At 63.1% G+C, this 22,707-nt stretch carries 24 protein-coding genes; 6 read left to right on the top strand and 18 right to left on the bottom strand.

Annotated elements, in window-relative coordinates:
* Window positions 1-62: 62 nt before the first annotated feature.
* Window positions 63-374 carry a chorismate mutase gene (locus GRI47_RS04445; protein WP_160660138.1) on the top strand — a complete coding sequence of 104 codons (312 nt, stop codon included), beginning with the start codon at window positions 63-65 and terminating at the stop codon, window positions 372-374.
* On the opposite strand, the gene GRI47_RS04450 is transcribed toward GRI47_RS04445, so the two are convergent.
* The 8 genes from GRI47_RS04450 to GRI47_RS04485 form a co-directional block, all read right to left on the bottom strand.
* The gene (locus GRI47_RS04450) at window positions 364-1,092 is read right to left on the bottom strand and encodes an RNA methyltransferase (RefSeq protein WP_160660139.1); all 729 of its coding nucleotides are present in this window, start codon (window positions 1,090-1,092) and stop codon (window positions 364-366) included. The two genes, GRI47_RS04445 and GRI47_RS04450, sit on opposite strands and share 11 nt — an antisense overlap.
* A 1-nt stretch (window position 1,093) precedes the next feature.
* Window positions 1,094-1,582 (bottom strand): transcriptional regulator NrdR, encoded by a 489-nt coding sequence (gene nrdR / locus GRI47_RS04455; protein WP_160660140.1) that lies wholly within the window; start codon window positions 1,580-1,582, stop codon window positions 1,094-1,096.
* A gap of 8 nt (window positions 1,583-1,590) precedes the next feature.
* The gene (locus GRI47_RS04460) at window positions 1,591-1,809 is read right to left on the bottom strand and encodes a hypothetical protein (protein WP_160660141.1); all 219 of its coding nucleotides are present in this window, start codon (window positions 1,807-1,809) and stop codon (window positions 1,591-1,593) included.
* Window positions 1,810-1,819: 10 nt separating this feature from the next.
* Entirely contained in the window at window positions 1,820-3,136 is a 1,317-nt protein-coding gene (gene glyA, locus GRI47_RS04465) for a serine hydroxymethyltransferase (RefSeq protein ID WP_160660142.1), read from the bottom strand.
* Between the two features lies 1 nt (window position 3,137).
* The gene (rpiB, locus tag GRI47_RS04470) at window positions 3,138-3,575 is read right to left on the bottom strand and encodes a ribose 5-phosphate isomerase B (RefSeq protein WP_160660143.1); all 438 of its coding nucleotides are present in this window, start codon (window positions 3,573-3,575) and stop codon (window positions 3,138-3,140) included.
* Window positions 3,576-3,624: 49 nt separating this feature from the next.
* Window positions 3,625-3,975 carry a response regulator gene (locus GRI47_RS04475; RefSeq protein WP_337190636.1) on the bottom strand — a complete coding sequence of 117 codons (351 nt, stop codon included), beginning with the start codon at window positions 3,973-3,975 and terminating at the stop codon, window positions 3,625-3,627.
* Entirely contained in the window at window positions 3,972-5,387 is a 1,416-nt protein-coding gene (locus GRI47_RS04480; protein ID WP_337190637.1) for a sensor histidine kinase, read from the bottom strand. The genes GRI47_RS04475 and GRI47_RS04480 overlap by 4 nt, the downstream gene beginning before the upstream one ends.
* A 127-nt stretch (window positions 5,388-5,514) precedes the next feature.
* Window positions 5,515-6,375, bottom strand: coding sequence for a PAS domain-containing protein (locus GRI47_RS04485; protein WP_160660145.1), 861 nt, complete (start codon window positions 6,373-6,375; stop codon window positions 5,515-5,517).
* A 349-nt stretch (window positions 6,376-6,724) separates the two neighbouring features.
* On the opposite strand from GRI47_RS04485, the gene GRI47_RS04490 reads away from it, so the two are divergent.
* Window positions 6,725-8,590: a YadA C-terminal domain-containing protein gene (locus tag GRI47_RS04490; RefSeq protein ID WP_160660146.1), complete on the top strand. Its 1,866-nt coding sequence runs from the start codon at window positions 6,725-6,727 to the stop codon at window positions 8,588-8,590.
* An 88-nt stretch (window positions 8,591-8,678) separates the two neighbouring features.
* Here the strand turns inward: GRI47_RS04490 and rpoD are convergent, their stop codons facing one another.
* Genes rpoD through GRI47_RS04510 form a run of 4 tightly spaced genes read right to left on the bottom strand, consistent with a single transcriptional unit; the run spans window position 8,679 to window position 13,795 of the window.
* Window positions 8,679-10,700, bottom strand: a complete 2,022-nt coding sequence (gene rpoD, locus GRI47_RS04495; protein ID WP_160660147.1) for an RNA polymerase sigma factor RpoD — start codon at window positions 10,698-10,700, stop codon at window positions 8,679-8,681.
* A gap of 54 nt (window positions 10,701-10,754) precedes the next feature.
* Entirely contained in the window at window positions 10,755-12,617 is a 1,863-nt protein-coding gene (dnaG, locus tag GRI47_RS04500) for a DNA primase (RefSeq protein ID WP_160660148.1), read from the bottom strand.
* 48 nt (window positions 12,618-12,665) lie between these two features.
* Window positions 12,666-13,337: a hypothetical protein gene (locus GRI47_RS04505; RefSeq protein WP_160661300.1), complete on the bottom strand. Its 672-nt coding sequence runs from the start codon at window positions 13,335-13,337 to the stop codon at window positions 12,666-12,668.
* Between the two features lie 5 nt (window positions 13,338-13,342).
* Complete coding sequence (locus GRI47_RS04510) at window positions 13,343-13,795, bottom strand: GatB/YqeY domain-containing protein (RefSeq protein WP_160660149.1); 453 nt, start codon at window positions 13,793-13,795, stop codon at window positions 13,343-13,345.
* Window positions 13,796-13,946: 151 nt separating this feature from the next.
* Here GRI47_RS04510 and carA point away from each other — a divergent pair, with 151 nt between their 5' ends.
* The 4 genes from carA to greA all read left to right on the top strand — a co-directional run bounded on the left by carA (window position 13,947) and on the right by greA (window position 19,678).
* Window positions 13,947-15,125 (top strand): glutamine-hydrolyzing carbamoyl-phosphate synthase small subunit, encoded by a 1,179-nt coding sequence (gene carA, locus GRI47_RS04515; protein ID WP_160660150.1) that lies wholly within the window; start codon window positions 13,947-13,949, stop codon window positions 15,123-15,125.
* The gene (locus GRI47_RS04520; protein ID WP_160660151.1) at window positions 15,122-15,763 is read left to right on the top strand and encodes a hypothetical protein; all 642 of its coding nucleotides are present in this window, start codon (window positions 15,122-15,124) and stop codon (window positions 15,761-15,763) included. Before carA ends, GRI47_RS04520 begins: the two co-directional genes overlap by 4 nt.
* Window positions 15,763-19,098: a carbamoyl-phosphate synthase large subunit gene (gene carB, locus GRI47_RS04525; protein WP_160660152.1), complete on the top strand. Its 3,336-nt coding sequence runs from the start codon at window positions 15,763-15,765 to the stop codon at window positions 19,096-19,098. The genes GRI47_RS04520 and carB overlap by 1 nt, the downstream gene beginning before the upstream one ends.
* A gap of 97 nt (window positions 19,099-19,195) precedes the next feature.
* Entirely contained in the window at window positions 19,196-19,678 is a 483-nt protein-coding gene (gene greA, locus GRI47_RS04530) for a transcription elongation factor GreA (protein WP_202387279.1), read from the top strand.
* Window positions 19,679-19,726: 48 nt separating this feature from the next.
* Here the strand turns inward: greA and GRI47_RS04535 are convergent, their stop codons facing one another.
* The 6 genes from GRI47_RS04535 to GRI47_RS04560 all read right to left on the bottom strand — a co-directional run bounded on the left by GRI47_RS04535 (window position 19,727) and on the right by GRI47_RS04560 (window position 22,635).
* Window positions 19,727-20,158: a GNAT family N-acetyltransferase gene (locus GRI47_RS04535; RefSeq protein ID WP_202387177.1), complete on the bottom strand. Its 432-nt coding sequence runs from the start codon at window positions 20,156-20,158 to the stop codon at window positions 19,727-19,729.
* Between the two features lie 49 nt (window positions 20,159-20,207).
* A complete protein-coding gene (locus GRI47_RS04540) occupies window positions 20,208-20,438 on the bottom strand; it encodes a DUF4170 domain-containing protein (RefSeq protein WP_160660154.1) in 231 nt (76 codons plus the stop codon).
* Window positions 20,439-20,556: 118 nt separating this feature from the next.
* Window positions 20,557-21,087 carry a hypothetical protein gene (locus tag GRI47_RS04545; RefSeq protein ID WP_160660155.1) on the bottom strand — a complete coding sequence of 177 codons (531 nt, stop codon included), beginning with the start codon at window positions 21,085-21,087 and terminating at the stop codon, window positions 20,557-20,559.
* A gap of 39 nt (window positions 21,088-21,126) precedes the next feature.
* Window positions 21,127-21,486 (bottom strand): hypothetical protein, encoded by a 360-nt coding sequence (locus tag GRI47_RS04550; protein ID WP_160660156.1) that lies wholly within the window; start codon window positions 21,484-21,486, stop codon window positions 21,127-21,129.
* A complete protein-coding gene (locus GRI47_RS04555) occupies window positions 21,486-21,965 on the bottom strand; it encodes a phage holin family protein (RefSeq protein ID WP_160660157.1) in 480 nt (159 codons plus the stop codon). Before GRI47_RS04555 ends, GRI47_RS04550 begins: the two co-directional genes overlap by 1 nt.
* A 13-nt stretch (window positions 21,966-21,978) precedes the next feature.
* Window positions 21,979-22,635, bottom strand: a complete 657-nt coding sequence (locus GRI47_RS04560; RefSeq protein ID WP_202387178.1) for a hypothetical protein — start codon at window positions 22,633-22,635, stop codon at window positions 21,979-21,981.
* Between the last annotated feature and the right edge of the window lie 72 nt (window positions 22,636-22,707).

Below are 22,707 nucleotides of genomic sequence, written 5' to 3' on the forward strand. Positions count from 1 at the left end.
CCGCGTCAAGGCAGGCGTTCCGCGCTCGACAATTCGGGCGCGGGCGGGCAGGGCGCTGAGCCATGGACACCGATTATCTCCTGCCCGACGATTGCACCACCATGGCCGAGGTGCGCCGCGGCGTCGACGCCACCGATCGCGAACTCATGGCGCTGCTCGATCGCCGCTTCGGCTACATGCGCGCGGCCGCGCGGATCAAGACCGATCGGACCGTGGTGCGTGACGAGGCGCGCAAGGCCGAAGTTATCGCAAATGCGCGGAGCGATGCCGGCAAACGCGGACTGCCAGCGGACAAAATCGAACAAATGTGGGAGCTTCTGGTCGAAACCTCGATTGGCTATGAACTCATCGAATGGGACCGGATCAGGGCTTGAGGTCCGGCTTCGGCCCGCGCTGGAGGCTCGACAGCACGCCGCGCAGGGTGCGCACTTCGAGATGGTTCCAGCCCGGCTTGGTCAGCACGCCGCGCAAGGTTCGGCGGGTCGCTTCGGTGCGGGATTCGGGCAGGAAATAGCCCCTGGGCTCCAGCATGGTCTCGAGATGCGAGATCAGCCCGTCCAGTTCCTCTTGGGGAGCCGGGGGTAGCAAATCCTCCTGCGTCGGCTGCACCAGGCCTTCATGCTTCGACCATTCATAGGCGCACAGGATCACTGCCTGCGCCAGATTGAGCGATCCGAAGTCGGGGTTGATCGGTACGGTGAGGATGGCGCGGGCGAGGGCGACGTCCTCGGTTTCGAGGCCCGAGCGTTCCGGGCCGAACAGGATCGCGCTGCGGCCCGCGGCGCCTGCCATTTCGCGCGCCGCTTCCTCGGGCGTGACGACCGGCTTGGTCACCCCGCGTTTGCGCACCGTCGTTGCATAGACATGGGCGCAATCGGCCACCGCCTCGGCCGTGGTTTCGAAGACGCTGGCGCGCTCCAGAACCACATTCGCTCCCGCAGCGGCCGGCCCGGCGGAGGGGTTCGGCCACCCGTCGCGCGGCGCGACCAGGCGCATTTCGACCAGCCCGAAATTGAGCATCGCGCGCGCGGCCTTGCCGATATTCTCGCCCAATTGCGGGCGGACCAGGACGATGACGGGCTTTTCGGCCATTCTATTCAGCCCGGCGTCCGTCGGCGGCTTCCTGAACCGTGCTCGCGAATTCCTCGAAGTCGCGTGCCTCGCTGAAATCGCGATAGACGCTGGCGAAGCGGATATAGGCGACACTGTCCAGCTGGCGCAGGCCGTCCATCACCATCTCGCCGATGCGTTTCGACGGGATTTCGGCCTCTCCAGCGGTTTCGACCTGGCGCTGGATGCCGGAGACGAGCTGGTCGATCCGTTCCTGATCGACGCTGCGCTTGCGGCAGGCGAGGGCGATCGACTGTTCCAGTTTGCCCCGATCGAAAGGCTGGCGGCGTGCTTCCTTGCCCTCACCACCCGACTTCACCACAGTCACCTCGCGCAATTGGACGCGTTCGAAGGTGGTGAAGCGCGCGCCGCAGCTGGCGCATTGCCGCCGCCGCCGGATCGCGGAATTGTCTTCCGTCGGGCGGCTGTCCTTGACCTGGCTGTCTTCATTGGCGCAAAATGGGCAGCGCATTCAGAGGCTTACTTCTTGATTCTGTTGTAGAATGCGAAGCCCGCCCCGACGATGGCGCCTACAGGGAGCGTTACCACCGGCAACAAAGCACCGGCAAGGGCACCGATCGCGGCCCCGGCAAGGACAGGCTTGGTCGAAGGATGGTCCATGCCGCCCTTCGCCATGCCGGAGACTTCCGCCTTCGCGTCTTCGACCCAGTCGTTGCGGCGCGGTTCTCGATTGTCCATGTCGTCCTCCTCAACGGCCCGGATAGACCGGGAATTTGTCGCACAATTCGCTGACACGATCGCGCACGCTTTCCTCGACGGCGGGGTCACCCTCCGCACCCTTGCTCGAAAGTCCTTCCACGACTTCGGCGATCAGCCTGCCGATGGTGCGGAATTCCTCGGTTCCGAAGCCGCGCGTCGTGCCTGCGGGTGTACCGAGACGCACGCCACTGGTCACGAAGGGGCTGCGCGTGTCGTAGGGGATGCCGTTCTTGTTGCAGGTCAGCCAGGCGCGATCGAGGCCCTTTTCGGCATCCTTGCCGGTCACGTCCTTGGCAGTGAGATCGACAAGCATTGAGTGATTGTCCGTCCCGCCCGAAACGACCCGAAGGCCGTTCTCCTCAAGGCTGGCGGCAAGGGCGCGCGCATTGGCGACCACAGCCACCGCATAGTCCTTGAAATCGGGCCGCAGCGCCTCCGCGAAAGCGACCGCCTTGGCAGCGACGATATGCATCAGCGGGCCGCCCTGCATTCCCGGAAAAACCGCCATGTTGATCGGCTTCGAAAGCTCGGGATCGTTCCACAGGATCACGCCCGAGCGGGGCCCGCGCAGGCTTTTGTGCGTCGTGGTCGTCACGACATGGGCGTGCGGGATGGGCGAGGGGTGGGCACCGCCCGCGACGAGGCCGGAAATGTGGCTCATATCGACCATCAGATAGGCGCCGACCTCGTCCGCGATCCGGCGGAAGGCTTCCCAGTCCCAGGTGCGCGAATAGGCAGTGCCGCCGGCGATGATCAGCTTGGGCTTGTGCGCCTTGGCCGTCGCCATGACCGCGTCCATGTCGATCAGCTCGTCCTCGCGGCGCACGCCGTAGCTGACCGGGTTGAACCACTTGCCGCTCATATTGACCGGCGATCCGTGAGTCAGATGCCCGCCCGAGTTCAAGTCGAGGCCCATGAAGGTGTCGCCGGGCTGGAGCAGGGCGAGGAAGACCGCCTGATTCATCTGGCTGCCGCTGTTCGGCTGCACATTGGCGAATTCGCAGCCGAACAGCTGCTTCGCACGCTCGATCGCCAGGGTCTCGACGACATCCGCGTAATCGCAGCCGCCATAGTAGCGCTTGCCGGGATAGCCCTCGGCATATTTGTTCGTGAAGACGCTGCCCGCGGCTTCCAGCACGGCGGAGGAGGCGATGTTCTCGCTCGCGATCAGCTCGATCTTGTCCTGCTGCCGCTTCAGCTCGTTGCGGATCGCACCGTAGATCTCGGGATCGGCTTCGGCGAGACTGTCATGCCAGAAGCGATCGGTGGGGGTGCGGCTTTGATCGGGGGCGGGCTGAGTGGCCAAGTCACATCTCCGGATTGGACAGTTTGTCGACGCGGCGCTGATGCCGGTCGCCGAGAAAATCGGTCGAAAGGAACGCCTCGAGGCAGGCTTTCGCCATGTCGGAGCCGGTGAGGCGGGCGCCCATGGCAATGACGTTCGCGTCGTTGTGCGAGCGTGCCAGCTCCGCGCTCAGGGGCTCGGACACGAGCGCGCTGCGGCACGCCGGATTGCGGTTGACCGCGATCGAGATGCCGATCCCGCTGCCGCAGAGCGCAACCCCGCGTTCCGCCGTGCCATCGGCGACGACGCTGGCGAGCTTGTAGCCGTAATCGGGATAGTCGACGCTGTCGGTCGTCTCCGGCCCGAGGTCGGCAACCTCGTGGCCCTGTTCGATCATCCAGTCGCGCAATTCGGCCTTGAGGTCGATGGCGGCATGGTCGGAGGCAATGGCGATACGCATGGTGCGTTCGCATAGAAGCGATCGCCCTCCATTTCCACCATGTTCGCGATCAATCCCCGCATTCCAGCTGCTCCCGAATCTGCGAGAACTGATAGGGCTTGGTGATTGTCGGGCATTTGGCGAACCGGGGGGGATGTTCGGCATCGCCATAGCCGGTCGCGAAGACGAAGGGCACGCCTAGCTCGTCCAGCCGCGCGGCGACGGGGTAGCTCTTTTCGCCATGCAGATTGACGTCGAGCACTGCGCAATCTGGGCTGGCCCGGCCTAGCGCGGCGAGGGCCTGGGTGACCGTTCCCGAAACGATGACCTGTGCCCCGTTATCGAGCAGCATATCCTCGAGGCACATTGCGATGATCGGCTCGTCTTCGAGGATCAGGACCGTCTTGCCCGTCCAGGTCACAGTACAGCCTCGATTCGGCATTCGAACCCTTCGGGCAGGTATTCAAGCTTCGCGCTGCCATTCGTCACGCCGAAGCCGCGCTTGATAAGGCGCGAGCCGAACCCTTTCGATTGGGGCTGTTCGACCGGGGGGCCACCGCTTTCCCGACAGAGAAAAGTGACGTCAGTCCCTTCGTCGACGATTGCCGCTGACCACTCGATCTCGACCTTGCCCCCCTCTTGCGAAAGCGCCCCGTATTTGATGGCATTGGTCGAAAGTTCGTGGACGACCATGGCCAGGGCAACGGCAGCCTGCGGGTCGATGGCAAGCTTGGGGCCGGCACAGCTGACCCTGTCCTCGTCGGTTCCGACCGTCGCGGCGAGGGCCCGCCTGACGATGGTCCCGATATCCGCCGATTCCCAATGACGCTCGGTCAGAAGATTGTGCGCGCTCGCCAGGGCCGCGAGGCGCGCGCTGAACGTATCCATCGAAGGCTGGCATTCGACCGTGCGGAACGATTGCTGCGCCAGCCCCTGCACGATTGCCAGCGTGTTCTTCACGCGGTGATTGAGTTCATTGATGAGCAGGCGCTGGTGATCTTCGGCATGGACCTCTTCGGTCGCGTCGTGGCCCTGAATGAAAATGCCCTGCACTTCACCGCTATCGCTGAAGATCGGTTGGAAGATGAATTCGAGGAACAGGGTCTGGAGCCCCTCGTCGGGGTCGTGTTGGATTTTCACCTCTTCTCGGGCCCCGAAATAGGGCTCGCCGCTGGTATAAACCCTGTCCAGCGTATCGATATAACCTTGCGCAATCATCTCCGGCAATGCCTCGCCGACGGTCTTACCGATGAGGTCGCGTCCGCCGACAAGGTGGCGATAGGCGGCGTTCGCCATGACGAAGCGATGGTCGCTGGTCCCTAGAACTGCGACGAAGCCGGGCGCCTGTTCCAGCAAAGCCCGCAATTGCAGCAATTCCTTGTTCGCATCGGCATAGCGTTCCTCGACCGCCCGTGCGCGCTGCAAGACCCCCATCGCTTCGCGCATACGGCGCAGCTCTTCGACTTCGGTGATGTCGACCGTGTGCTGGAGGATCAGTTCGACCCCGCCCGCCTCATTCAAGAGAGGGGTGTGGGTGGCGCTCCAGTAATGGGTGTCGAAGCTGCCGCGCTCGTCGGGGATATCGTAACGGATATGGGCGATTTCGTCCGGTCTGCCGGTTTCCAGCACCCGATCGAAAGATGCGCGTAACTGTCGATAGCTCTCGCCCTCGCTCGGATAGGCTTCGAACAGATTGCGCCCGACGATATCGTCGAGACGGCGCATGGTGACTTTGAGATATTCCCGGTTCGCCCAGACGATCGTCAGGTCGCGATCCAGCATCACATAGGAATTCGGAGAATTGTCCAGCAAGCTCTTGAAGTCGAGAGTCACGTGGCATCCGTCCTGGCAGGCCTAATATCATAGCACAGGGGATGCACCGGCAGATCTGACCGGTCCCCTACTGCCTAAAACGGCAAGCAGGAAACCGGTTCCAGCCTAGCTATTAAAATTGTTAAATTTATCCGATTTCAGGGCCGGGCGTGGTCTCTCCGCACCGCGCGCAATCCTGGATGATGAAGGCGACGCAATCCTGAAGCTGCCCGATCGCGAAAGGAGAGCAGACCATCCGGGCGGCTGAAAACTCCGATCCGCTCGCCAGATATTCGATATCGATCGTCTCGGTTTCAAGACCGCGGCTCTGGAGGCATCGCTCCACCTGGTTACGGCAATCGGGCGAAAGGACGCGGTAGATCGATGCGCCGATCAACAGCCGACGCCTGACGCCGAGCAGGACCCCCAGGCCCAGGCTCGCATTGCGAATGACGCCATTGGCGTCGATCACGCCGGATCCTACCCCGCCAACATGCTTCGAGGCCTGATCCCGCGCCAGTTCCTGCATGACGTGTTCGGTCGCGCGGGTCTGTTCGGTGATGTCGTCAGCGAAGACGGCCACGCCGCCCGGCCAAGGGCGTATCGTAAAGCGAATGAACCGTCCCTCGCGGTGAGACGAAGCCATTTCGAACCGCTTTTCCTGACCGCTCTCCTGAACCTGTTTGATGCAGGTCAGGATGTAATTGTCAGTCGCGGTCTTCGCCAGACTGCCGAGCTGCCGCCCGATGACATCGCTTTCCCGATATCCGAAATAATCGAGGAACGCCTTATTCGTGCGCCGAACCCGCTGCGTGTTGTCCATGATGATTATGCAGGAGCTTACCGCCTCCATAACCAGCCTCAATTTTTCATCGATATTTTTCTTGTCGACACCGGACAGCGACGACATCCGCTCGAATTCGGCCTGGGGCACCATCACGAATTCGTTGCGCTTGTGCGATGTGATCTGCACCGGGCCATGATCGAGCAAAGCGCGCACGCGGGGCATATCGCGGACGACCTCCGTCAAAGTGGCCGAACTCGGCGGTGCGCCCACAGAAGTGGTTGTATCTTCCGAATCGCTCGTTTCGTTTTGCTGAGGTTCTGGGTTCATGACCAACCTTGCGTAATTACGTGAGGACGACACTTAAGAGTTGTGCAACGATACCAGCGTTTTTGTAGATTTAAAGGGGATGAACGCAAAAAAGCCATAAATTTCTCTTCAAATCCAATGACGTAATTTGCGAAAATCCGCATAACGCTACGTCAAGGCTGCTAAAACCTGTCTTCTGCATTCTACGATCTGAAGACTTGGGAGCAGGACTATGCGGAAAAATCGCGGAATTGCGATTTCGGCCATGGCAGCGGCGTTGGCGACGACCACGCCTGCCATGGGTCAATTGCTGACGCTTGGCGATGTCGATCTGAAGGTGGACGTGCTCACAACACGGGTCGAGGGTATCGAGGCCGAACAGGACGCGGCGGAGCAGGAGCGGGCCGCTCTGCTCGCCGATGTCGGGCGGATCGATGTCGATCTGTCCGTTCTGCGCACCGATATCAGCAGCAACACAGCGGCCATTACCGACAATACCGCGTTGCTGTCGGACCACGAGACGCGCCTGACGACGCTGGACGGAACGGTCGTCACTCTTCAGACCGACCTGACAAGCTTGTCGGGAGAGGTGAGCGGGCTCGGCACCCGACTGGACGCACAGATCGCGCAGACGGATACGAACACGACTGCCATCGCGATGGTCACCGCCGATCTCAATGGCCTGAGTGCGGACGTCGATGCGAACGCCGCGCTCCTTTCCGAACACGACACCCGATTGCTTGACCTGGAAGGCCAGGTTGCCGGGTCTCTCGGCGACCTTGCCGAAATCGATGCCAGCCTGACGGGGCTTTCCGGCAGGGTGGACGATCTGACCGGTGCGCTCGCCGTACAAGCCTCGCAGACGGATACGAATACGGCCGCGATCGCGACGGTCGAGGTCGATCTCGCAGTCCTCGACGCGCGCGTCGACGGTCACGACACGGCATTGGCCGGGCTCGATGTGCGTGTGGGCGACCATGACGAGGCGCTCGCTGCCCTCGACACGCGTGTGGGTGGATTGGAATCCGCCGCCACCCAGACCGGCACGCTTCTCGCCGCCATCGACAGCAGGGTCACCTTCAACAGCAGCGCGGTCGAAACATTGCGCGGCGATGTCGACGTGAATGCGCAGGCCATCGCTGCCAATACGGCCACGAACATACAGCAGGATGTCGCGATTGCAGCGAACACGGCGACCAATCAGGCGCAGGACATCGCGATCAGCGCCAACACGGCGCGGATCGACACGAATTCCGCGGCCATCGCTGCCAATACGGCCACGAACATACAGCAGGATGTCGCCATCGCAGCGAACGCGGCGACCAATCAGGCGCAGGACATCGCGATCAGTGCCAATACGGCGCGGATCGAGACGAATTCCGAGGCCATAGCCGTCCACGCCACCCGCATCGCGAACAACGAAACCAACATCGCCGCGAACACTGCCGTCAATGTGAGGCAGGACGACCAGCTCCAGGATCACTCCGCTCGCATCGCGGCAAATACCAGCGAGCTGGCCGATGCGGTAGCGGTCAACGACATCCAGACGGCGGCGATCCTCGCCAACAGCCAAGCCAATGCGGCGCTGCAGGCCGATGTCGCCGAGGGCCGGATCGGGATGGTCCGCGCCGCAGCGGACGGAACGGTTCTGGTGGCGAGCGATCGCGGCGGCGCGACCGTATCCTTCGAAGGCACGGAGGGCGCGCGACGCCTCACTGGGCTCGCCAACGGCATCGCCGCCACCGACGCGGCAACCATGGGCCAGATGGTCGGCGGGGACCTTGCAACGCTTCAAGGCGCGCGGGCCTATACAGACCGTTCCATAGGGGCGGTGATGGACGATCTCGACCGGATGTGGGCGAGCCTCGATGGAACGCGCGAGGAACTTGGCCGAGAGATCGACCGCGCGAGCGCGGGGACGGCGGCGCTGGCGGGGCTTCCCCAGGCGATCATGCCGGGCAGGGGCATGATGGTGGCGGGGATCGGTGGACGGCGGGAACAGGCCGCGATCGCGCTGGGTATCGGCAAGGCCTTCGACAGCCCGAATATGCCGGTCGTCCGCGCAGGCGTGGCCGTCGATCTGGGCGACGGTACGGCCAGCTACAATGCGGCAGTGGGTATTCACTTCTGAAGCGATTCCGAAAGACGCGCCCGCCCGTCCAGGCCGGACGCAAAAGGACCGGAGATCACACGATCCCCGGTCCTTTGCTTTTAATGGATTACTGGTCGAGGAAGCTGCGCATCTTGCGGCTGCGGCTCGGGTGCTTGAGCTTCCTCAAGGCCTTGGCCTCGATCTGGCGGATACGTTCGCGGGTGACCGAGAACTGCTGGCCGACCTCTTCCAGCGTGTGATCGGTGTTCATCCCGATCCCGAAGCGCATCCGCAGCACGCGCTCCTCGCGCGGAGTGAGGCTGGCGAGGACGCGGGTGACCGTTTCCTTGAGGTTCGCCTGGATCGCGGCATCGACGGGGATGATCGCGTTCTTGTCCTCGATGAAATCACCGAGATGCGAATCTTCCTCGTCCCCGATCGGGGTTTCGAGGCTGATCGGCTCCTTGGCGATCTTCATCACCTTGCGCACCTTTTCAAGCGGCATGGAGAGGCGCGCGGCCATCTCTTCCGGCGTCGGTTCGCGGCCTTCCTCGTGCAGGAACTGGCGACTGGTGCGCACCAGCTTGTTGATCGTCTCGATCATGTGGACGGGGATGCGGATCGTGCGCGCCTGATCGGCGATCGAGCGGGTGATCGCCTGCCTGATCCACCACGTGGCGTAGGTGCTGAACTTGTAGCCGCGGCGATATTCGAATTTGTCGACCGCCTTCATCAGCCCGATATTCCCTTCCTGGATCAGGTCGAGGAATTGCAGGCCGCGATTGGTGTATTTCTTGGCGATCGAGATCACGAGGCGCAGATTGGCCTCGACCATTTCCTTCTTGGCGATGCGCGCCTCGCGCTCGCCCTTCTGGACCATGTTCACGATCCGGCGGAATTCGGGCAGCGCCATGCCGGTCTGGCTGGCGATATCCGAAATCTCGGTACGGATGCGATCGATCGCGTCGGCTTCCTTCTCGGCGAAGGCGGCCCATTTCTTGTCCTTTTTGGCGCGGTCGGTCAGCCAGGTGTCGTCCAGCTCGTTGCCGATATAGGCATCGAGGAAGTCGATCCGCTTGACCTTGTGGCGTTCCGCCAGGCGCAGCATCTGGCCGCCCAGCGCGGTCAGGCGGCGGTTGAAGGCGTAGAGATTGTCGACCAGGAATTCGATCTTGGTCGCGTGGAACTGCACGCTTTCGACCTCGGCGGTGAGCTGTTCGCTCAAAGCCTCGTATTTCTTCTCCTTCGCCGCCGGGAAAGCGTCGCCACGCGCGAGCACATCCATCCGCTCGCCCTGCAATTTCTCGAACTTGCGGAAGAGGTCGGTGATGCGGGCGAAGCGTTCGATGGCATCGGGCTTGAGCGCCGCTTCCATCTGGGCGAGCGACATGGTGTTGTCCTCGTCCTCGTCATCGTCCTTCTTGGACGAACCTTCCTCGCCATCCTCGTCGTCATCATCCGAATCGTCATCGTCGGACTCGTCGTCGTCGCGAATGGTCGGACCGGCGGTCTCTTCCGAGATTTCGCCATCGTCCTCGTCCTCGCCTTCCTCCATCTTTTCAGGCGGCGGTTCCTTGGACAGCATGGCGTCGAGATCGAGGATCTCGCGCAGCTGCATTTCCTCGTTGTTGAGCGCTTCCGACCAATGGATGATTGCGTGGAAGGTGATCGGGCTCTGGCACAGGCCCATGATCATCATGTCGCGCCCCGCCTCGATCCGCTTGGCGATGGCGATCTCGCCCTCGCGGCTGAGCAATTCCACCGCGCCCATTTCGCGCAGATACATGCGGACCGGATCGTCCGTCCGCTCGCCCGCGGCAAGCTTCTTTTCGACCGGTTTGGTGCCGGCGGCCTTGGACTTCTTCCCGTCCTCGCCGACCTGCATTTCCTCGACTTCGGAATCCTTTTCGGCCTCGGCCTCGGCATCCTCGTCGCTCTCGACGATCTGCACGCCCATGTCCGACAGGGCGGACTGGATATCCTCGATCTGGTCCGAGCTCATCTCTCCCTGGGGGAGGGCGGCGTTGAGCTCGTCATAGGTGACGTAGCCCTTTTTCTTCGCCTTGGAGATGAGCTTCTTGATCGACGCTTCGTTGAGGTCGATCAGGGGAGCGTCTTCGGCTTCGGGTTTCTTCGACTTGGTTGCCATGAAGGTGGGTCAGTCCGTTTCTGCGTGCCGGGCGGGAGGGCCCCACACGATCGATCAATTCCTGCTTTCGGCCGCCGCGGCGCGCCTGCGCCCGAACCGCTTCAACCGGTCGTTCAGTGCCAGCAACCGTTCGCGGTGGCTGGCCTGTTCGGCGATCGAGCCTTCCGGGTCCTGATCGAACCGCGCGGTCGCCGCCATCAGGGCAGCTTCCAACGCAGGCCTTTCGACCAGGAGCGACACGGCTTCGGCCAGATCCTCGCGCGCATCTACCGGGTCGGTGCCATCATCGAGGAAGGCGAAGCGGGTTTTATCCGGTGGGGCGGGAAGGCCGTTGTCCAGCGATATGGATGATTCGCCGTGCAAATCAAGCGTCTCGGCGGCTTCGATCAAGGAATCGATGGCAGGGCCGACATTTCGATCACTTGCAGCCAGCCCCAGAAGCGCCTCTTCATGACGCAATATCTGGTCGGGAAAGCGCGCGAGCCCGGCGATAATCGCCGCCACGAAGGAATCGCGCGCGCCGCCGGAAATCGCGCGTTCGAGACGGCTTTTCGCTTCCTGCGAAAGGGCGGGGATAACGGCTTTTCCCTGCCAGGGTGCCTTGCGTCCGCCCGAAAAGGACTGCGGCGTCCATTCGCGCCTGGGCTTGGGAGGAAAGGCGAAGGCGGAAAACCGTTCGAGCAATTCGCGCTTGTAGAGCGCCTTGATATCGGGGTGCTGGATCGTCTCGACATGATCGAGCAGCCGCGCTTTCAATCCCGCCTTGTCCTCGGGGGAATCGAGCGGCGCTGCAGATTTCTCGAAATCCCACAAGGTGTCGAGCAATCCGGCGGGCTGCGCCAGCAGACGCTCCATCGCATTGGCACCCTGTTCGCGCAGAAGATCGTCGGGGTCGAGCCCGGTGGGCAGGCGCACAATGGCGAGCGAATGGGCCGGGCGCAGCAGCGGCAGAGCGCGCGAGACGGCCCGCATGGCCGCCTTCTGTCCAGCCTTGTCCCCGTCGAAACACAGGATCGGCCGTTCGACATGACGCCACAGCATCTCGATCTGCGTCTCGGTCAAGGCAGTGCCGAGGGGAGCAACTGCTTCCTCGAACCCGGCCTGGGCGAGGGCGATCGCATCCATGTACCCTTCGACTACGATCATCCGCCCCGATTTGCGCGCGGCGGGAGCGGCTCGGTGGAGATTGTAGAGCGTGCGGCCCTTGTCGAACAAAGGCGTATCGGGCGAGTTCAGATATTTGGGCGCGTTGGGATTGGAATCCCCGTCGAGGATGCGCCCGCCGAAACCGATCACCCGCCCGCGCGCATCCTGGATCGGCAGCATCAGCCGTCCGCGAAAACGGTCGTAGGGCTCCTTCCCCTCGACATCGATCCTGAGCCCGGTTTCGAGCAGCATCGGCTCGTCGAACTGCGACAGGGCACGCGGGATGGCCTGGCGGTCCTCGGGTGCGAAGCCGAAGCCGAACGCCTCCACCACGCCTTGCGCAAACCCCCGCCGCGCCAGATAAGCCCGCGCGGCGGCGCCATCCGCGGATCGCAGCCTGTCAACGTAGAACGCCTGCGCCGCCGCAGTCACGTCATGCAGGCTGGCGCGCTTTTCCGCCTGCTGCGCCGCGCGCGGGTCGGGGGCGGGGACCTCCATCCCGGCTTCAGCCGCCAATTCCTTCACCGCGTCCATGAAGGGAAGGCCCTGCTGATCGGTCATCCAGCGGATGGCATCGCCATGCGCCTCGCACCCGAAACAGTGATAGAACCCCTTCTCGTCATTGACGTAGAAGCTGGGCGTCTTCTCGTTATGGAAGGGGCAGCACGCCTTGTATTCGCGCCCCGCTTTGGTCAGCCGCACCGTGCGCCCGACGATCGCGGACAGCGTGATCCGCGCGCGCAATTCGTCGAGCCATTGTGGGGTCAGCATGGTTCTGCCTTACCTCGCCGGACAAGGGCAAGTCCAGCAGGCTCGATGCTACTCCGCTGCGGGTGGGAACGGTCCCTTCGCGCTTGCGGTCACACCGTTGACTTCGAGGCTGTAAGCGTCCGCCGGGCCTTTAGGCGGAATGGTCGATTGCCACCAGAAGGTCACCGGCATACCCGGCTTCCAGCCCGAACCGGCAGTCACGCGCCAGATGATCTCCCCCGAATCGCTGCTGACCTGGATCGCGTCGCCCGCGCCAAGCGCGGTCTCGGCCTGCGCGCGCGAATAGCCGACCGAGCGGTTGAAGCCCTGCGCCGCCTGGGTCATGCGGAACAGCGAGGCGGGGACTTCCATCACCGCGCCGCTAGCTTCGGGCGTCTCGATCACCTGCGGTTCGAGATCGTCGGCCAGCGTGACTTCGTGGACATAGGTATAGACTGTCCCTTCGGGCATATCGGCGGGGACGCATTCAGTGACGCCCTCGGGACAGGCGACGAAGCTCTTGATCCGCGCGATCTCGCGCCCGTCCGCCATGATCGCGGCCTCGGGTTCCGGCCCCTGCGGCCCGACGATCTTCGCGCCGAGCGTGGCGGGATCGAAATCGGCGGCAACCAGCGTGCGCGGGGCGGCCACGGTGGGCGTCGCAGTGGGCGCGGGTTCGGGCTCAGGCGCCTCTCCGCAGGCGGCGAGAGCCAGCGGAGCGCAGACAAGCAACAGGCGCATCGACGTCACGAAAGCGCCTCCTTCACCCAGCCGCTCGCGCGCGTCATGTCGAGCGTGGCGCCGTGGCGCGCCTTCAGCTCGCCCATGACCTTGCCCATATCCTTCATCCCTTCCGCGCCGGTTTCCGCCTTGATGTCGGCGATGGCGGCTTTGGTTTCCTCCTCGCTCATCTGACGGGGGAGAAATTCCTCGATCACCGCGAGTTCGGCCTTTTCCTTGTCGGCCAGTTCCTGGCGGCCGCCGCTTTCATACATCTCGATCGATTCGCGACGCTGCTTGGCCATCTTGAGCAGCACGTCGGTCACCAGAGCGTCGTCCTCGGGCTTCTTGTCCGAGGTGCGCAGCTCGATGTCGCGATCCTTGATCTTGGCGCCGATCAGGCGGAGCGCGGCAGTGCGCTCCTTGTCCTTGGCCTTCATGGCGGTGACGGTTTCGGCCTGGATGTTCTCGCGCAGCATGGTGCCTCGTAATCGGTATCTGTGGATGAATTGGCGTCCATTTAGAGCAAGCTGTCGCAAAGCCAAGCGTTCCGCTTGACGGGCACGCGACCTGCCCCTAGCGGCTGGGACTTAGCACACATCGTCGGCAATTTCTTGAAACGGAGCGCCCATGGCCCTGTCCGCATCTTCGCACGCGCAACCATCAGGCGCGACCGGCGTCCTCGTGCTGGCGGATGGAACCGCGATCTGGGGCAAGGGCTTCGGCGCGACGGGCAATGCGGTGGGCGAGGTCTGCTTCAACACCGCGATGACCGGGTATCAGGAGGTCCTGACCGATCCGAGCTATGACAGCCAGATCGTCACCTTCACCTTCCCCCATATCGGCAATGTCGGCGCGAACGAGGAAGACCACGAGAGCCGCGGCCTCGGCGCGCTGGGCTGCATCGTGCGACAGGAGGTCACCGCGCATTCCAATTTCCGCGCCCGCGACGAATTCGTCGACTGGTGCCGCGCGAACGGCAAGATCGGCCTGTCGGGCGTGGATACGCGCGCGCTGACGCGCCGTATCCGCTTGAATGGCGCGCCCAACGCCGTGATCGCCCACAGCCCGCGCGGCGAGTTCGATCTCGCGGCCCTGCGCGCGAAGGCGGCGGAATGGAGCGGGCTGGAAGGGCTGGACCTCGTCCCCGGCGTGACGCGCGGCGTATTGGAAGACTGGCGCGGCGGCCACTGGCAATTGGGCCATGGCTACACCGACCATGGCAATGAAAAGCCGCATGTGGTCGCGATCGATTACGGGGCGAAGGACAATATCTTCCGCAGCCTCGCCAAGGCGGGTGCGAAGGTGACCGTGGTGCCCGCGCGCACCTCGCTCGACGAGATCATGCGGCTCGAACCCGATGGCGTGTTCCTGTCGAACGGCCCCGGCGATCCGGCGGCGACGGGCGAGTATGCGGTGCCGGTCATCAAGGGGTTGCTGGAGCGCGACGTGCCGCTGTTCGGCATCTGCCTCGGCCACCAGATGCTCGGCCTGGCAGCGGGGGCGAAGACGGCCAAGATGTTCCAGGGCCATCGCGGCGCCAACCACCCCGTCCAGCGCGTCGGGGGCGAGTGGGGCGAGAGCGAGGGCCTGGTCGAAATCACCAGCATGAACCACGGCTTCGCCATCGATGGCGAGAGCCTGCCCGAGGGGGTGGACGAGACCCATGTGTCCCTGTTCGACGGGACGAATTGTGGGATTTCGATCCGGGGCAAGAAGGCGTTCGGGGTGCAGTATCACCCCGAAGCGAGCCCGGGTCCGCAGGATAGTTTTTACCTGTTCGAGAAGTTCGTGGGGATGTTGGAGTGAACGATTACTCTTTCACCGAACGTAGTCTCCGAACGCATCTGCTTGAGATACTTCAAAACCTTGTGAACGAAAGTGGTGAGCCGACGTGGGTAAATCTAAGCCAGCTAAACTTCCTCTTTGGTCAGGAGCTTGCCAAGCGGGAAGGGGACACCGGGTATGCTTCGTCCAATGACTTAGTCGCTGATATTGAAGCAACCGTCGAAAATCTCGTTTCGGATGGATTGGTAGATACGTACGAAGCTAAATCAATAGCGAAAACTCCGTTCCGCCTATCAAGCCAAGGTCAATACGAGCTTTCCGGATTCAGTCAGCTGGTGCTGGAAGGGCTTGATCAGACGCATGACAGACATGATGCGGAAGCGTGGACTGGGCCTCGCTACGTATGGAGCGACGCAAGGAAGCTGCGAGAACTTCGCGCTTATGTCCAAGACCTGCACCTGAAAGTTCAGACGATCAACTTTCGAACAGAAGCGGATCGTATCGACATTCAGAGATTGGTCGAGGCACTTGTCGCGCTTTGTCAGATGGTCGAACCGGACCTCAATCTTCTTGAGAAACTCACCGCTCACCCGAAGTTTAAGGCGTACGCTTCGGTGGCAGTCTGCATAGCAACGATTCGCGGAGCTTTAGGATTCTAATGCCCAAACGCACTGACATCTCCTCGATCCTCGTCATCGGCGCTGGGCCGATCATCATCGGCCAGGCCTGCGAGTTCGACTATTCCGGCACGCAGGCGATCAAGGCGTTGAAGGAGGAGGGCTACCGCGTGGTCCTCGTCAACTCCAACCCCGCCACGATCATGACCGACCCGGAAATGGCCGACGCGACCTATATCGAGCCGATCACGCCCGAAATCGTCGCCAAGATCATCGAGAAGGAGCGGCCCGATGCCGTCCTGCCCACGATGGGCGGGCAGACGGCGCTCAATTGCGCGCTGGCTTTGTTCAATGACGGCACGCTGGCAAAATACGGCGTCCAGATGATCGGCGCGGATGCCGATGCCATCGACAAGGCGGAAAACCGCCAGCGCTTCCGCGAGGCGATGGATGCGATCGGCCTGGAGAGCGCGCGCAGCGGCGTCGCCAACACGGTGGATGAGGCTTTCGCCGTGCTCGAACGCACCGGCCTGCCGTCCATCATCCGGCCCAGCTTCACGCTCGGCGGCACCGGCGGCGGCATCGCCTACAACAAGACCGAGTTCGAGCGGATCGTTCGCGAAGGCCTCGACGCTTCGCCCACCACCGAAGTCCTGATCGAGGAATCGCTGCTCGGCTGGAAGGAATACGAGATGGAGGTTGTCCGCGACCGGGCGGACAATTGCATCATCATCTGCGCCATCGAGAATGTCGATCCGATGGGCGTCCACACCGGGGATTCGATCACCGTCGCCCCGGCGCTGACGCTGACCGACAAGGAATACCAGATCATGCGCAGCGCCAGCATCGCTGTGCTGCGTGAAATTGGTGTGGAAACAGGCGGTTCGAACGTGCAGTTCGCAGTCGATCCAAAGTCCGGCCGCCTGATCGTGATCGAGATGAACCCGCGCGTCTCGCGCTCATCCGCGCTCGCCTCCAAGGCCACCGGCTTCCCGATCGCGCGCGTCGCGGCGAAACTCGCCGTGGGATACACGCTGGACGAGCTGACCAACGAAATCACTGGCGCGACGCCCGCCAGTTTCGAACCGACGATCGATTACGTCGTCACCAAGATCCCGCGCTTCGCCTTCGAGAAATTCAAGGGCGCCAAGCCCGAACTGTCGACCGCGATGAAGTCGGTGGGCGAAGTCATGGCGATTGGCCGCTGTTTCGCGGAATCGATGCAGAAGGCCCTGCGCGGCCTCGAAACCGGGCTCGACGGGTTCAACCGCGTTTCCGAACTCGAAGGCAAGAGCCGCGAGGTCATCACCGCCGCGATCAGCCAGCGCACGCCCGACCGCATCCTCAAAATCGCGCAGGCCTTCCGCGAGGGCTTCGAAATGGGCGAGATCCAGGCGCTCACCGGGTTCGATCCGTGGTTCCTGCGCCAGATCGAGGCGATCATCTACGAAGAGAACATGATCGCGCATAACGGCCTGCCGCGCGATGCCGCCGAGATGCGGCGCCTGAAGGCGATGGGCTTTTCGGACAAGCGGCTCGCCATTTTGGCGGTGCGCTCGGTCGGGGTCGCGGGCGGCCTTGCGGAAACGCAGGCGCGCCGGTCGGGCCTGCTGCACGATGCGTTGCGCGCCATGGCGGGCGCGACCAGCGAGGAAGAAGTGCGCAAGCTGCGCCGTAAGATGGGCGTCTATCCGGTGTTCAAGCGCATCGACAGCTGCGCGGCCGAATTCGAGGCCGCGACGCCGTATATGTATTCGACCTACGAAGCGCCGAGCTTCGGCGAGCCCGAGGACGAGGCGGAGCCCAGCGATCGCCGCAAGATCGTGATCCTGGGCGGCGGGCCGAACCGGATCGGGCAGGGGATCGAGTTCGACTATTGCTGCGTCCACGCCTGCTTCGCGCTAGGTTCGGACGAGGGCGGGGCCGGATTCGAGACCATCATGGTCAATTGCAATCCCGAAACGGTCAGCACCGATTACGACACCTCCGACCGGCTCTATTTCGAGCCGCTGACCGAGGAAGACGTGCTCGAAATCCTGCGCGTCGAAATGTCGCGCGGCGAGGTTGTCGGCGTGATCGTCCAGTTCGGCGGGCAGACTCCGCTGAAGCTCGCCGCCGCGCTGGAGCGGGAAGGGGTGCCGATCCTCGGCACCAGCCCCGATGCGATCGACCTTGCCGAAGATCGCGAACGCTTCGCGCGCCTCGTCAACAAGCTCGATCTCAAGCAGCCGCAGAACGGCATCGCCCGGGACCGCGACGAGGCCGCCGCCTGGGCCGCCCGCATCGGCTATCCCGTGCTGCTGCGCCCGAGCTACGTGCTCGGCGGGCGCGCGATGGAGGTCGTGGACAGCGAAGCCCAGCTCGACGACTACATCGCCACTGCCGTCAATGTGTCGGGCGACAGCCCGGTGCTGGTCGACCAGTATCTGCGCGATGCGATCGAATGCGATGTCGACGTGATCTGCGACGGCAGCGAGGTCCGCATCGCGGGCGTCATGCAGCATATCGAGGAAGCCGGCGTCCATTCCGGCGACAGCGCCTGTACGATCCCGCCCTACAGCCTCTCCGACGACATCGTCGCCGAGATGGAGCGGCAGGCCGAGGCGCTCGCCCATGCCCTTCAAGTGCGCGGCCTGATGAACGTCCAGTTCGCGATCAAGGACGGTGAGGTCTATCTGATCGAGGTCAATCCGCGCGCCAGCCGCACTGTGCCCTTCGTCGCCAAGGCGATTGGGCGTCCGGTCGCCAAGATCGCTGCGCGGGTGATGGCGGGCGAACCGCTCTCCAATTTCGAACCTTTCGATATCCGGCCCAAGCACATGGCGGTGAAGGAGGCGGTGTTCCCCTTCGCGCGCTTCCCCGGCGCCGACCCGGTCCTCTCGCCCGAAATGAAGAGCACCGGCGAGGTGATGGGGATCGACACCGGCTTCCCTGCCGCCTTCCTCAAATCGCAGATCGGCGCAGGAATGAAGCTGCCGCGGACGGGCACGCTGTTCGTTTCGGTCAAGGATAGCGACAAGCCGGTGATCCTGCCTGCGGTTAAGACCCTGCTGGACCAGGGTTTCCGCGTGATCGCGACGGGCGGCACCCAACGCTATCTGGCCGAACAGGGCCTTGCGGTCGAACCGGTCAACAAGGTGGCCGAGGGACGCCCCCACATCGTCGATGCGATCGTGGATGGCGAGGTGGACCTGATCTTCAACACCACCGAAGGCTGGCAGTCCTTGCTGGACTCGCAATCGATCCGCCACGGCGCGCTCGATCGCAAGGTGCCGTATTACACCACGGCGAGCGCGGCGCTCGCCACGGCACGGGCCATCGCCGAAGTTTCGCCCGGTGAACTTGAAGTCAGGTCGCTTCAGGACTATTATAGCTGACGAATATTCAGCGATTGCCCCCCACACATTCGGTACTGCCATGATCCGCGATGGTGCGGACGGTCGATCGAATTGCCTGTGCGGGGGCCAAAACGAGATGGGGCCCAAGTCCATGGAAAAGGTACCGATGCTTGCCGAAGGCTATGAAAAGCTGACGGCCGACCTCAAGGTTCTGCGCGCGGAACGTCCGCTGGTGGTGGATGCGATCGAAGAAGCGCGCGCCCATGGCGACCTTTCGGAAAACGCCGAATATCACGCCGCCAAGGAACGCCAGGGCCAGATCGAGGCGCAGATCGCCGAGATCGAGGACAAGGTCTCGCGCGCGCAGATCATCGATCCGTCGACGCTTTCGGGCGACAAAGTAGTGTTCGGCGCTACCGTCACCCTGCTCGACGAGAACGACAAGCCGATCAAATATCAAATCGTCGGCCAGACCGAAGCGGATGCGAACAAGGGGCGTATCAGCTATAATTCGCCGATCGCGCGCGCCCTGATCGGCAAGCAGGTCGAAGACGAGATCGAAGTCACCGTGCCGAGCGGGGACAAGTTCTATCTCGTGGAGAAGATCGAGTTCATCTGACGCGGTAAAGGCAACTGGTCGGCGCGAGGCGCTGGTCAGGCCAGCTGTTCATCCCAACGGCTTTTCCATCGCCCAATTGTGGATCGCCACTCCGTCGATCGACAGGTCGCGGCGGTGCGTCATTTTGTATCCGGCGCGCTCGAATACGGGGCGCGCCAAGTCGCTCGCCTCGGAAAACAGGCGCTCGGCGCTCTGGCTGCGCGCGAAAGTCTCGGCGGCATCGAGAAGACGCTCGGCAAGACCGCGCCTCGTGTGGTGAGGGTGCAGATAGAGGTGGTCGACATGACCGTCGGTCTGCACCAGCACGTACCCCACCGGACGGTCCCGATTATCGACTGCCACCATAATCGCGTCGGCAGCGGCGACGCGCTCGCGATAACTCGCGGCGCCGGGATGGCGAGAGCGCCATGCGCCGACCTGTTCGGGCGAGTAGGCGCGGGGCCCGATCTCGGCGATGGCCCGGAGCAGGATGTCACTCAAGGCCTTCGCATCCGCGTCACGAAAGAGGCGGATCGCGTACGTGACGGACTCAGCCCTTCGGTTCGAGCAGTTTGTGGAGATGGACGACCACGTATTTCATCTCCGCATCATCGACCGTGCGCTGCGCATTGGCGCGCCAGGCTTCTTCTGCACTGTCGTAATCGGAATAGACGCCCGCGACATGGATGCTTTCGGGGTCCTGGAATTCGGTGCTGCGCGGATCTTTCACGCGGCCACCCATCACGAGGTAGAGGGTCTGCTTGGCGGTCGTTTCTTCCATGGGATGGCCCTTCGATCGAAGTTGCGGATTTCGCCTGCGCCATAACGCAAGCGGCGCGCCAGACAAGTCTGACGCGCCGCTGAAAGGATCGCCTTGTGAGGCCGATCTATCGCGTATCTCAGTTGGTGAGGCGCGATTTAAGACCGCGCAGTCCGCGGCTTGCCTTGCGGCTTGCGCGGCGGCGCGAACTTGCGAGAGCATCGCTGGTCGCATCGGCGCGATACGCCGCATCGCGGCGAAGCCTGCGCGCAGTCGAGCCGACGCTTTCGCCCAGATCTTCGAACGCGTCCGAACTGGATCGCAGGGCTGCGGCACCGGCCGTTTCCGCCCGATCCACGAGGCCAAGGGCATACCCGAGCACCGTATCGCCCGCCATCGCAGCCATCGCCCCGGTGCGACGGCCAAGACGGCGGCCCGGACGGGTCATTGCACCGATAAGCAGGCCGACGCCGATCGCACCGCCTACCACAGTCAGGGGGTGCTTCTTGGCAAAATCGGTGGCGGTATCGAGCACTTCCTTCGCCTGATCGGTAAAGCTGCGCTCCGCATTGCGCTGTTCGCTGGCTTCGATGCGCTGACGGAGAACCTCGCGGCGCTCTTCATCAGTCTGGGGCTTGGTTTCGGTGTTGAGAGTGGCGACGTTGCTCATGAAAATCTCCGAGATTTGGTTTCTGGTCAAGCAACGGGTTCATCGCCCGACTTGTTCCGAATGAGGCCAGTCTTCGTCGTAATCCTCTTCGGCATCGTATTCGGCATCAGGATCCTCCGCCCAGTCGTCACCGAACAAAGTAGCCAGAACGGGATTGCGGGCGAACCAGAGGATCATGGCCGCAGCGATCGCGGCGAGCGCCCCCTTGTGGTCGCGGGCCACGTCGAGCGCTTCGTCGTAAACGTCGCTGGCCCCTTCCGCGAGGCGGTCCGCGAGGCGCGCACCCGGACTCTTCACGGCGAGGTCGGATTTCAAATTTTCGATATCAGCCGTGACGAGCGCGCGCGCCGCATCACGCAAACGCTTGTCTTCGAGCATCTTGGCGCGACGAGTGCCCATTATTCGTCCCCTTTGAAGGCAGCGCGAATATCGTCGATCTTGCCCTTCAGCATACGAACGCAGATGATACCGAGAGCGATAAGCACGCCGCCGACGATAAGAGTGGCGATCCAGGGGCCAACCAAAGGCGCAAGTGCGATCACGATGCCTACGGTCACCGCGATCAGCGCCAGATGGAGAATACCGAAAGCCGCCGCCCCATAAGTGACCGCCATCTTTGCCCGATTGGCGACGAAGGATGTCCGGCTCTTCTGGAAAGCGAGTTCGGCTTCGAAATAGGTTTTCCCATCATCGAGAAGAGCGAACAGATCATCGGTCAGCGAATGCCGAGGCTCCGCCAACTCGTCCTGTTCAGCCTGCTCCTCGAAGACTTCGGCCGCCTCCCGCGCGCTATGCGAAGAAGAGGGAGCGAACGCCGTCCGCTCCCCTTCGATCTTGCCGAGCCCGTCAGGCTCTTGTGCCGTATGTGTGGTGCGCACCCCGGTTCGACGCTCAGCGACGGCTGAAAAGCCGCGAGAGCATGAAGCCCGCGACAGCCGCGATGCCGACGGCGGTCGCCGGGCTGCGGCGGACCATCGCCCGGCCATCATCGGCCAGCTCGTCGACAGTCTTCGCATCGAGCTTGGCGGCCGTATCGCTCAAGGAGCGCGAGGCACTGCGGGCATAATCGCCATATTTCGCGCCGACCTTCTCGTCGACGTAATGCGCGTTGTCGTTGACCATCTGGCCGAGCGTGGCGATCCCTTCGGAAAGCTTGGCCTTGCCCTGCGTGGCGAGCTCGTGACCCTTCACCTTCGCCTCTTCGCCATAGGCTTTCGCATCGCTCTTCAGGTCGGAACGCTTGCCATCGGCCTGCGCCTTGTAGGCACTGGCGCGTTCCCCTGCTTCGGCGCGCAGGGCAGCGGCCCCGGCCTTGGCTTCCTGGACCGCGGCGCTGAAGCGTGACTTGGCTTCTTCCCGATGCGGATTGGTCGAGGCAGCGGTCGCGGTGGTGTCGGCGACGCTGGAAGTTGTGGCAGTGTTGGTCACGGGAACGGTCTCCTTTGCAACGCCCTTCTTCGCCACCGTCTTGCGGGGCTTGGGAGCGGATTTCGGTTTGTCGGTCTTCGATTTCTTGGATTTGGTTTCGGGAGTGGTGGAATCGGCCATCGGTTTCGTCCTTGCCCTCTTGTCTGTGGTCTCTTTTTGAATCGAAACCGGGGCACGTTCATGCCCGGTCTA

Source organism: Qipengyuania pelagi, assembly GCF_009827295.1.
GTDB classification, from domain to species: Bacteria; Pseudomonadota; Alphaproteobacteria; order Sphingomonadales; family Sphingomonadaceae; genus Qipengyuania; species Qipengyuania pelagi.

What these genes read in the sequence shown, in the direction of transcription:
- GRI47_RS04545 (WP_160660155.1), bottom strand. Translation starts at nt 21,087, where the DNA reads ATGAGCAACGTCGCCACTCTCAACACCGAAACCAAGCCCCAGACTGAT.
- rpoD (WP_160660147.1), bottom strand. Translation starts at nt 10,700, where the DNA reads ATGGCAACCAAGTCGAAGAAACCCGAAGCCGAAGACGCTCCCCTGATC.
- dnaG (WP_160660148.1), bottom strand. Translation starts at nt 12,617, where the DNA reads ATGCTGACCCCACAATGGCTCGACGAATTGCGCGCGCGGATCACGCTG.
- greA (WP_202387279.1), top strand. Translation starts at nt 19,196, where the DNA reads ATGGGGCCCAAGTCCATGGAAAAGGTACCGATGCTTGCCGAAGGCTAT.
- GRI47_RS04485 (WP_160660145.1), bottom strand. Translation starts at nt 6,375, where the DNA reads ATGCCCCGCGTGCGCGCTTTGCTCGATCATGGCCCGGTGCAGATCACA.
- GRI47_RS04540 (WP_160660154.1), bottom strand. Translation starts at nt 20,438, where the DNA reads ATGGAAGAAACGACCGCCAAGCAGACCCTCTACCTCGTGATGGGTGGC.
- GRI47_RS04505 (WP_160661300.1), bottom strand. Translation starts at nt 13,337, where the DNA reads ATGCGCCTGTTGCTTGTCTGCGCTCCGCTGGCTCTCGCCGCCTGCGGA.
- GRI47_RS04450 (WP_160660139.1), bottom strand. Translation starts at nt 1,092, where the DNA reads ATGGCCGAAAAGCCCGTCATCGTCCTGGTCCGCCCGCAATTGGGCGAG.
- carB (WP_160660152.1), top strand. Translation starts at nt 15,763, where the DNA reads ATGCCCAAACGCACTGACATCTCCTCGATCCTCGTCATCGGCGCTGGG.
- rpiB (WP_160660143.1), bottom strand. Translation starts at nt 3,575, where the DNA reads ATGCGTATCGCCATTGCCTCCGACCATGCCGCCATCGACCTCAAGGCC.
- GRI47_RS04550 (WP_160660156.1), bottom strand. Translation starts at nt 21,486, where the DNA reads ATGGGCACTCGTCGCGCCAAGATGCTCGAAGACAAGCGTTTGCGTGAT.
- GRI47_RS04490 (WP_160660146.1), top strand. Translation starts at nt 6,725, where the DNA reads ATGGCAGCGGCGTTGGCGACGACCACGCCTGCCATGGGTCAATTGCTG.
- carA (WP_160660150.1), top strand. Translation starts at nt 13,947, where the DNA reads ATGGCCCTGTCCGCATCTTCGCACGCGCAACCATCAGGCGCGACCGGC.
- GRI47_RS04445 (WP_160660138.1), top strand. Translation starts at nt 63, where the DNA reads ATGGACACCGATTATCTCCTGCCCGACGATTGCACCACCATGGCCGAG.
- GRI47_RS04460 (WP_160660141.1), bottom strand. Translation starts at nt 1,809, where the DNA reads ATGGACAATCGAGAACCGCGCCGCAACGACTGGGTCGAAGACGCGAAG.
- GRI47_RS04560 (WP_202387178.1), bottom strand. Translation starts at nt 22,635, where the DNA reads ATGGCCGATTCCACCACTCCCGAAACCAAATCCAAGAAATCGAAGACC.
- nrdR (WP_160660140.1), bottom strand. Translation starts at nt 1,582, where the DNA reads ATGCGCTGCCCATTTTGCGCCAATGAAGACAGCCAGGTCAAGGACAGC.
- GRI47_RS04510 (WP_160660149.1), bottom strand. Translation starts at nt 13,795, where the DNA reads ATGCTGCGCGAGAACATCCAGGCCGAAACCGTCACCGCCATGAAGGCC.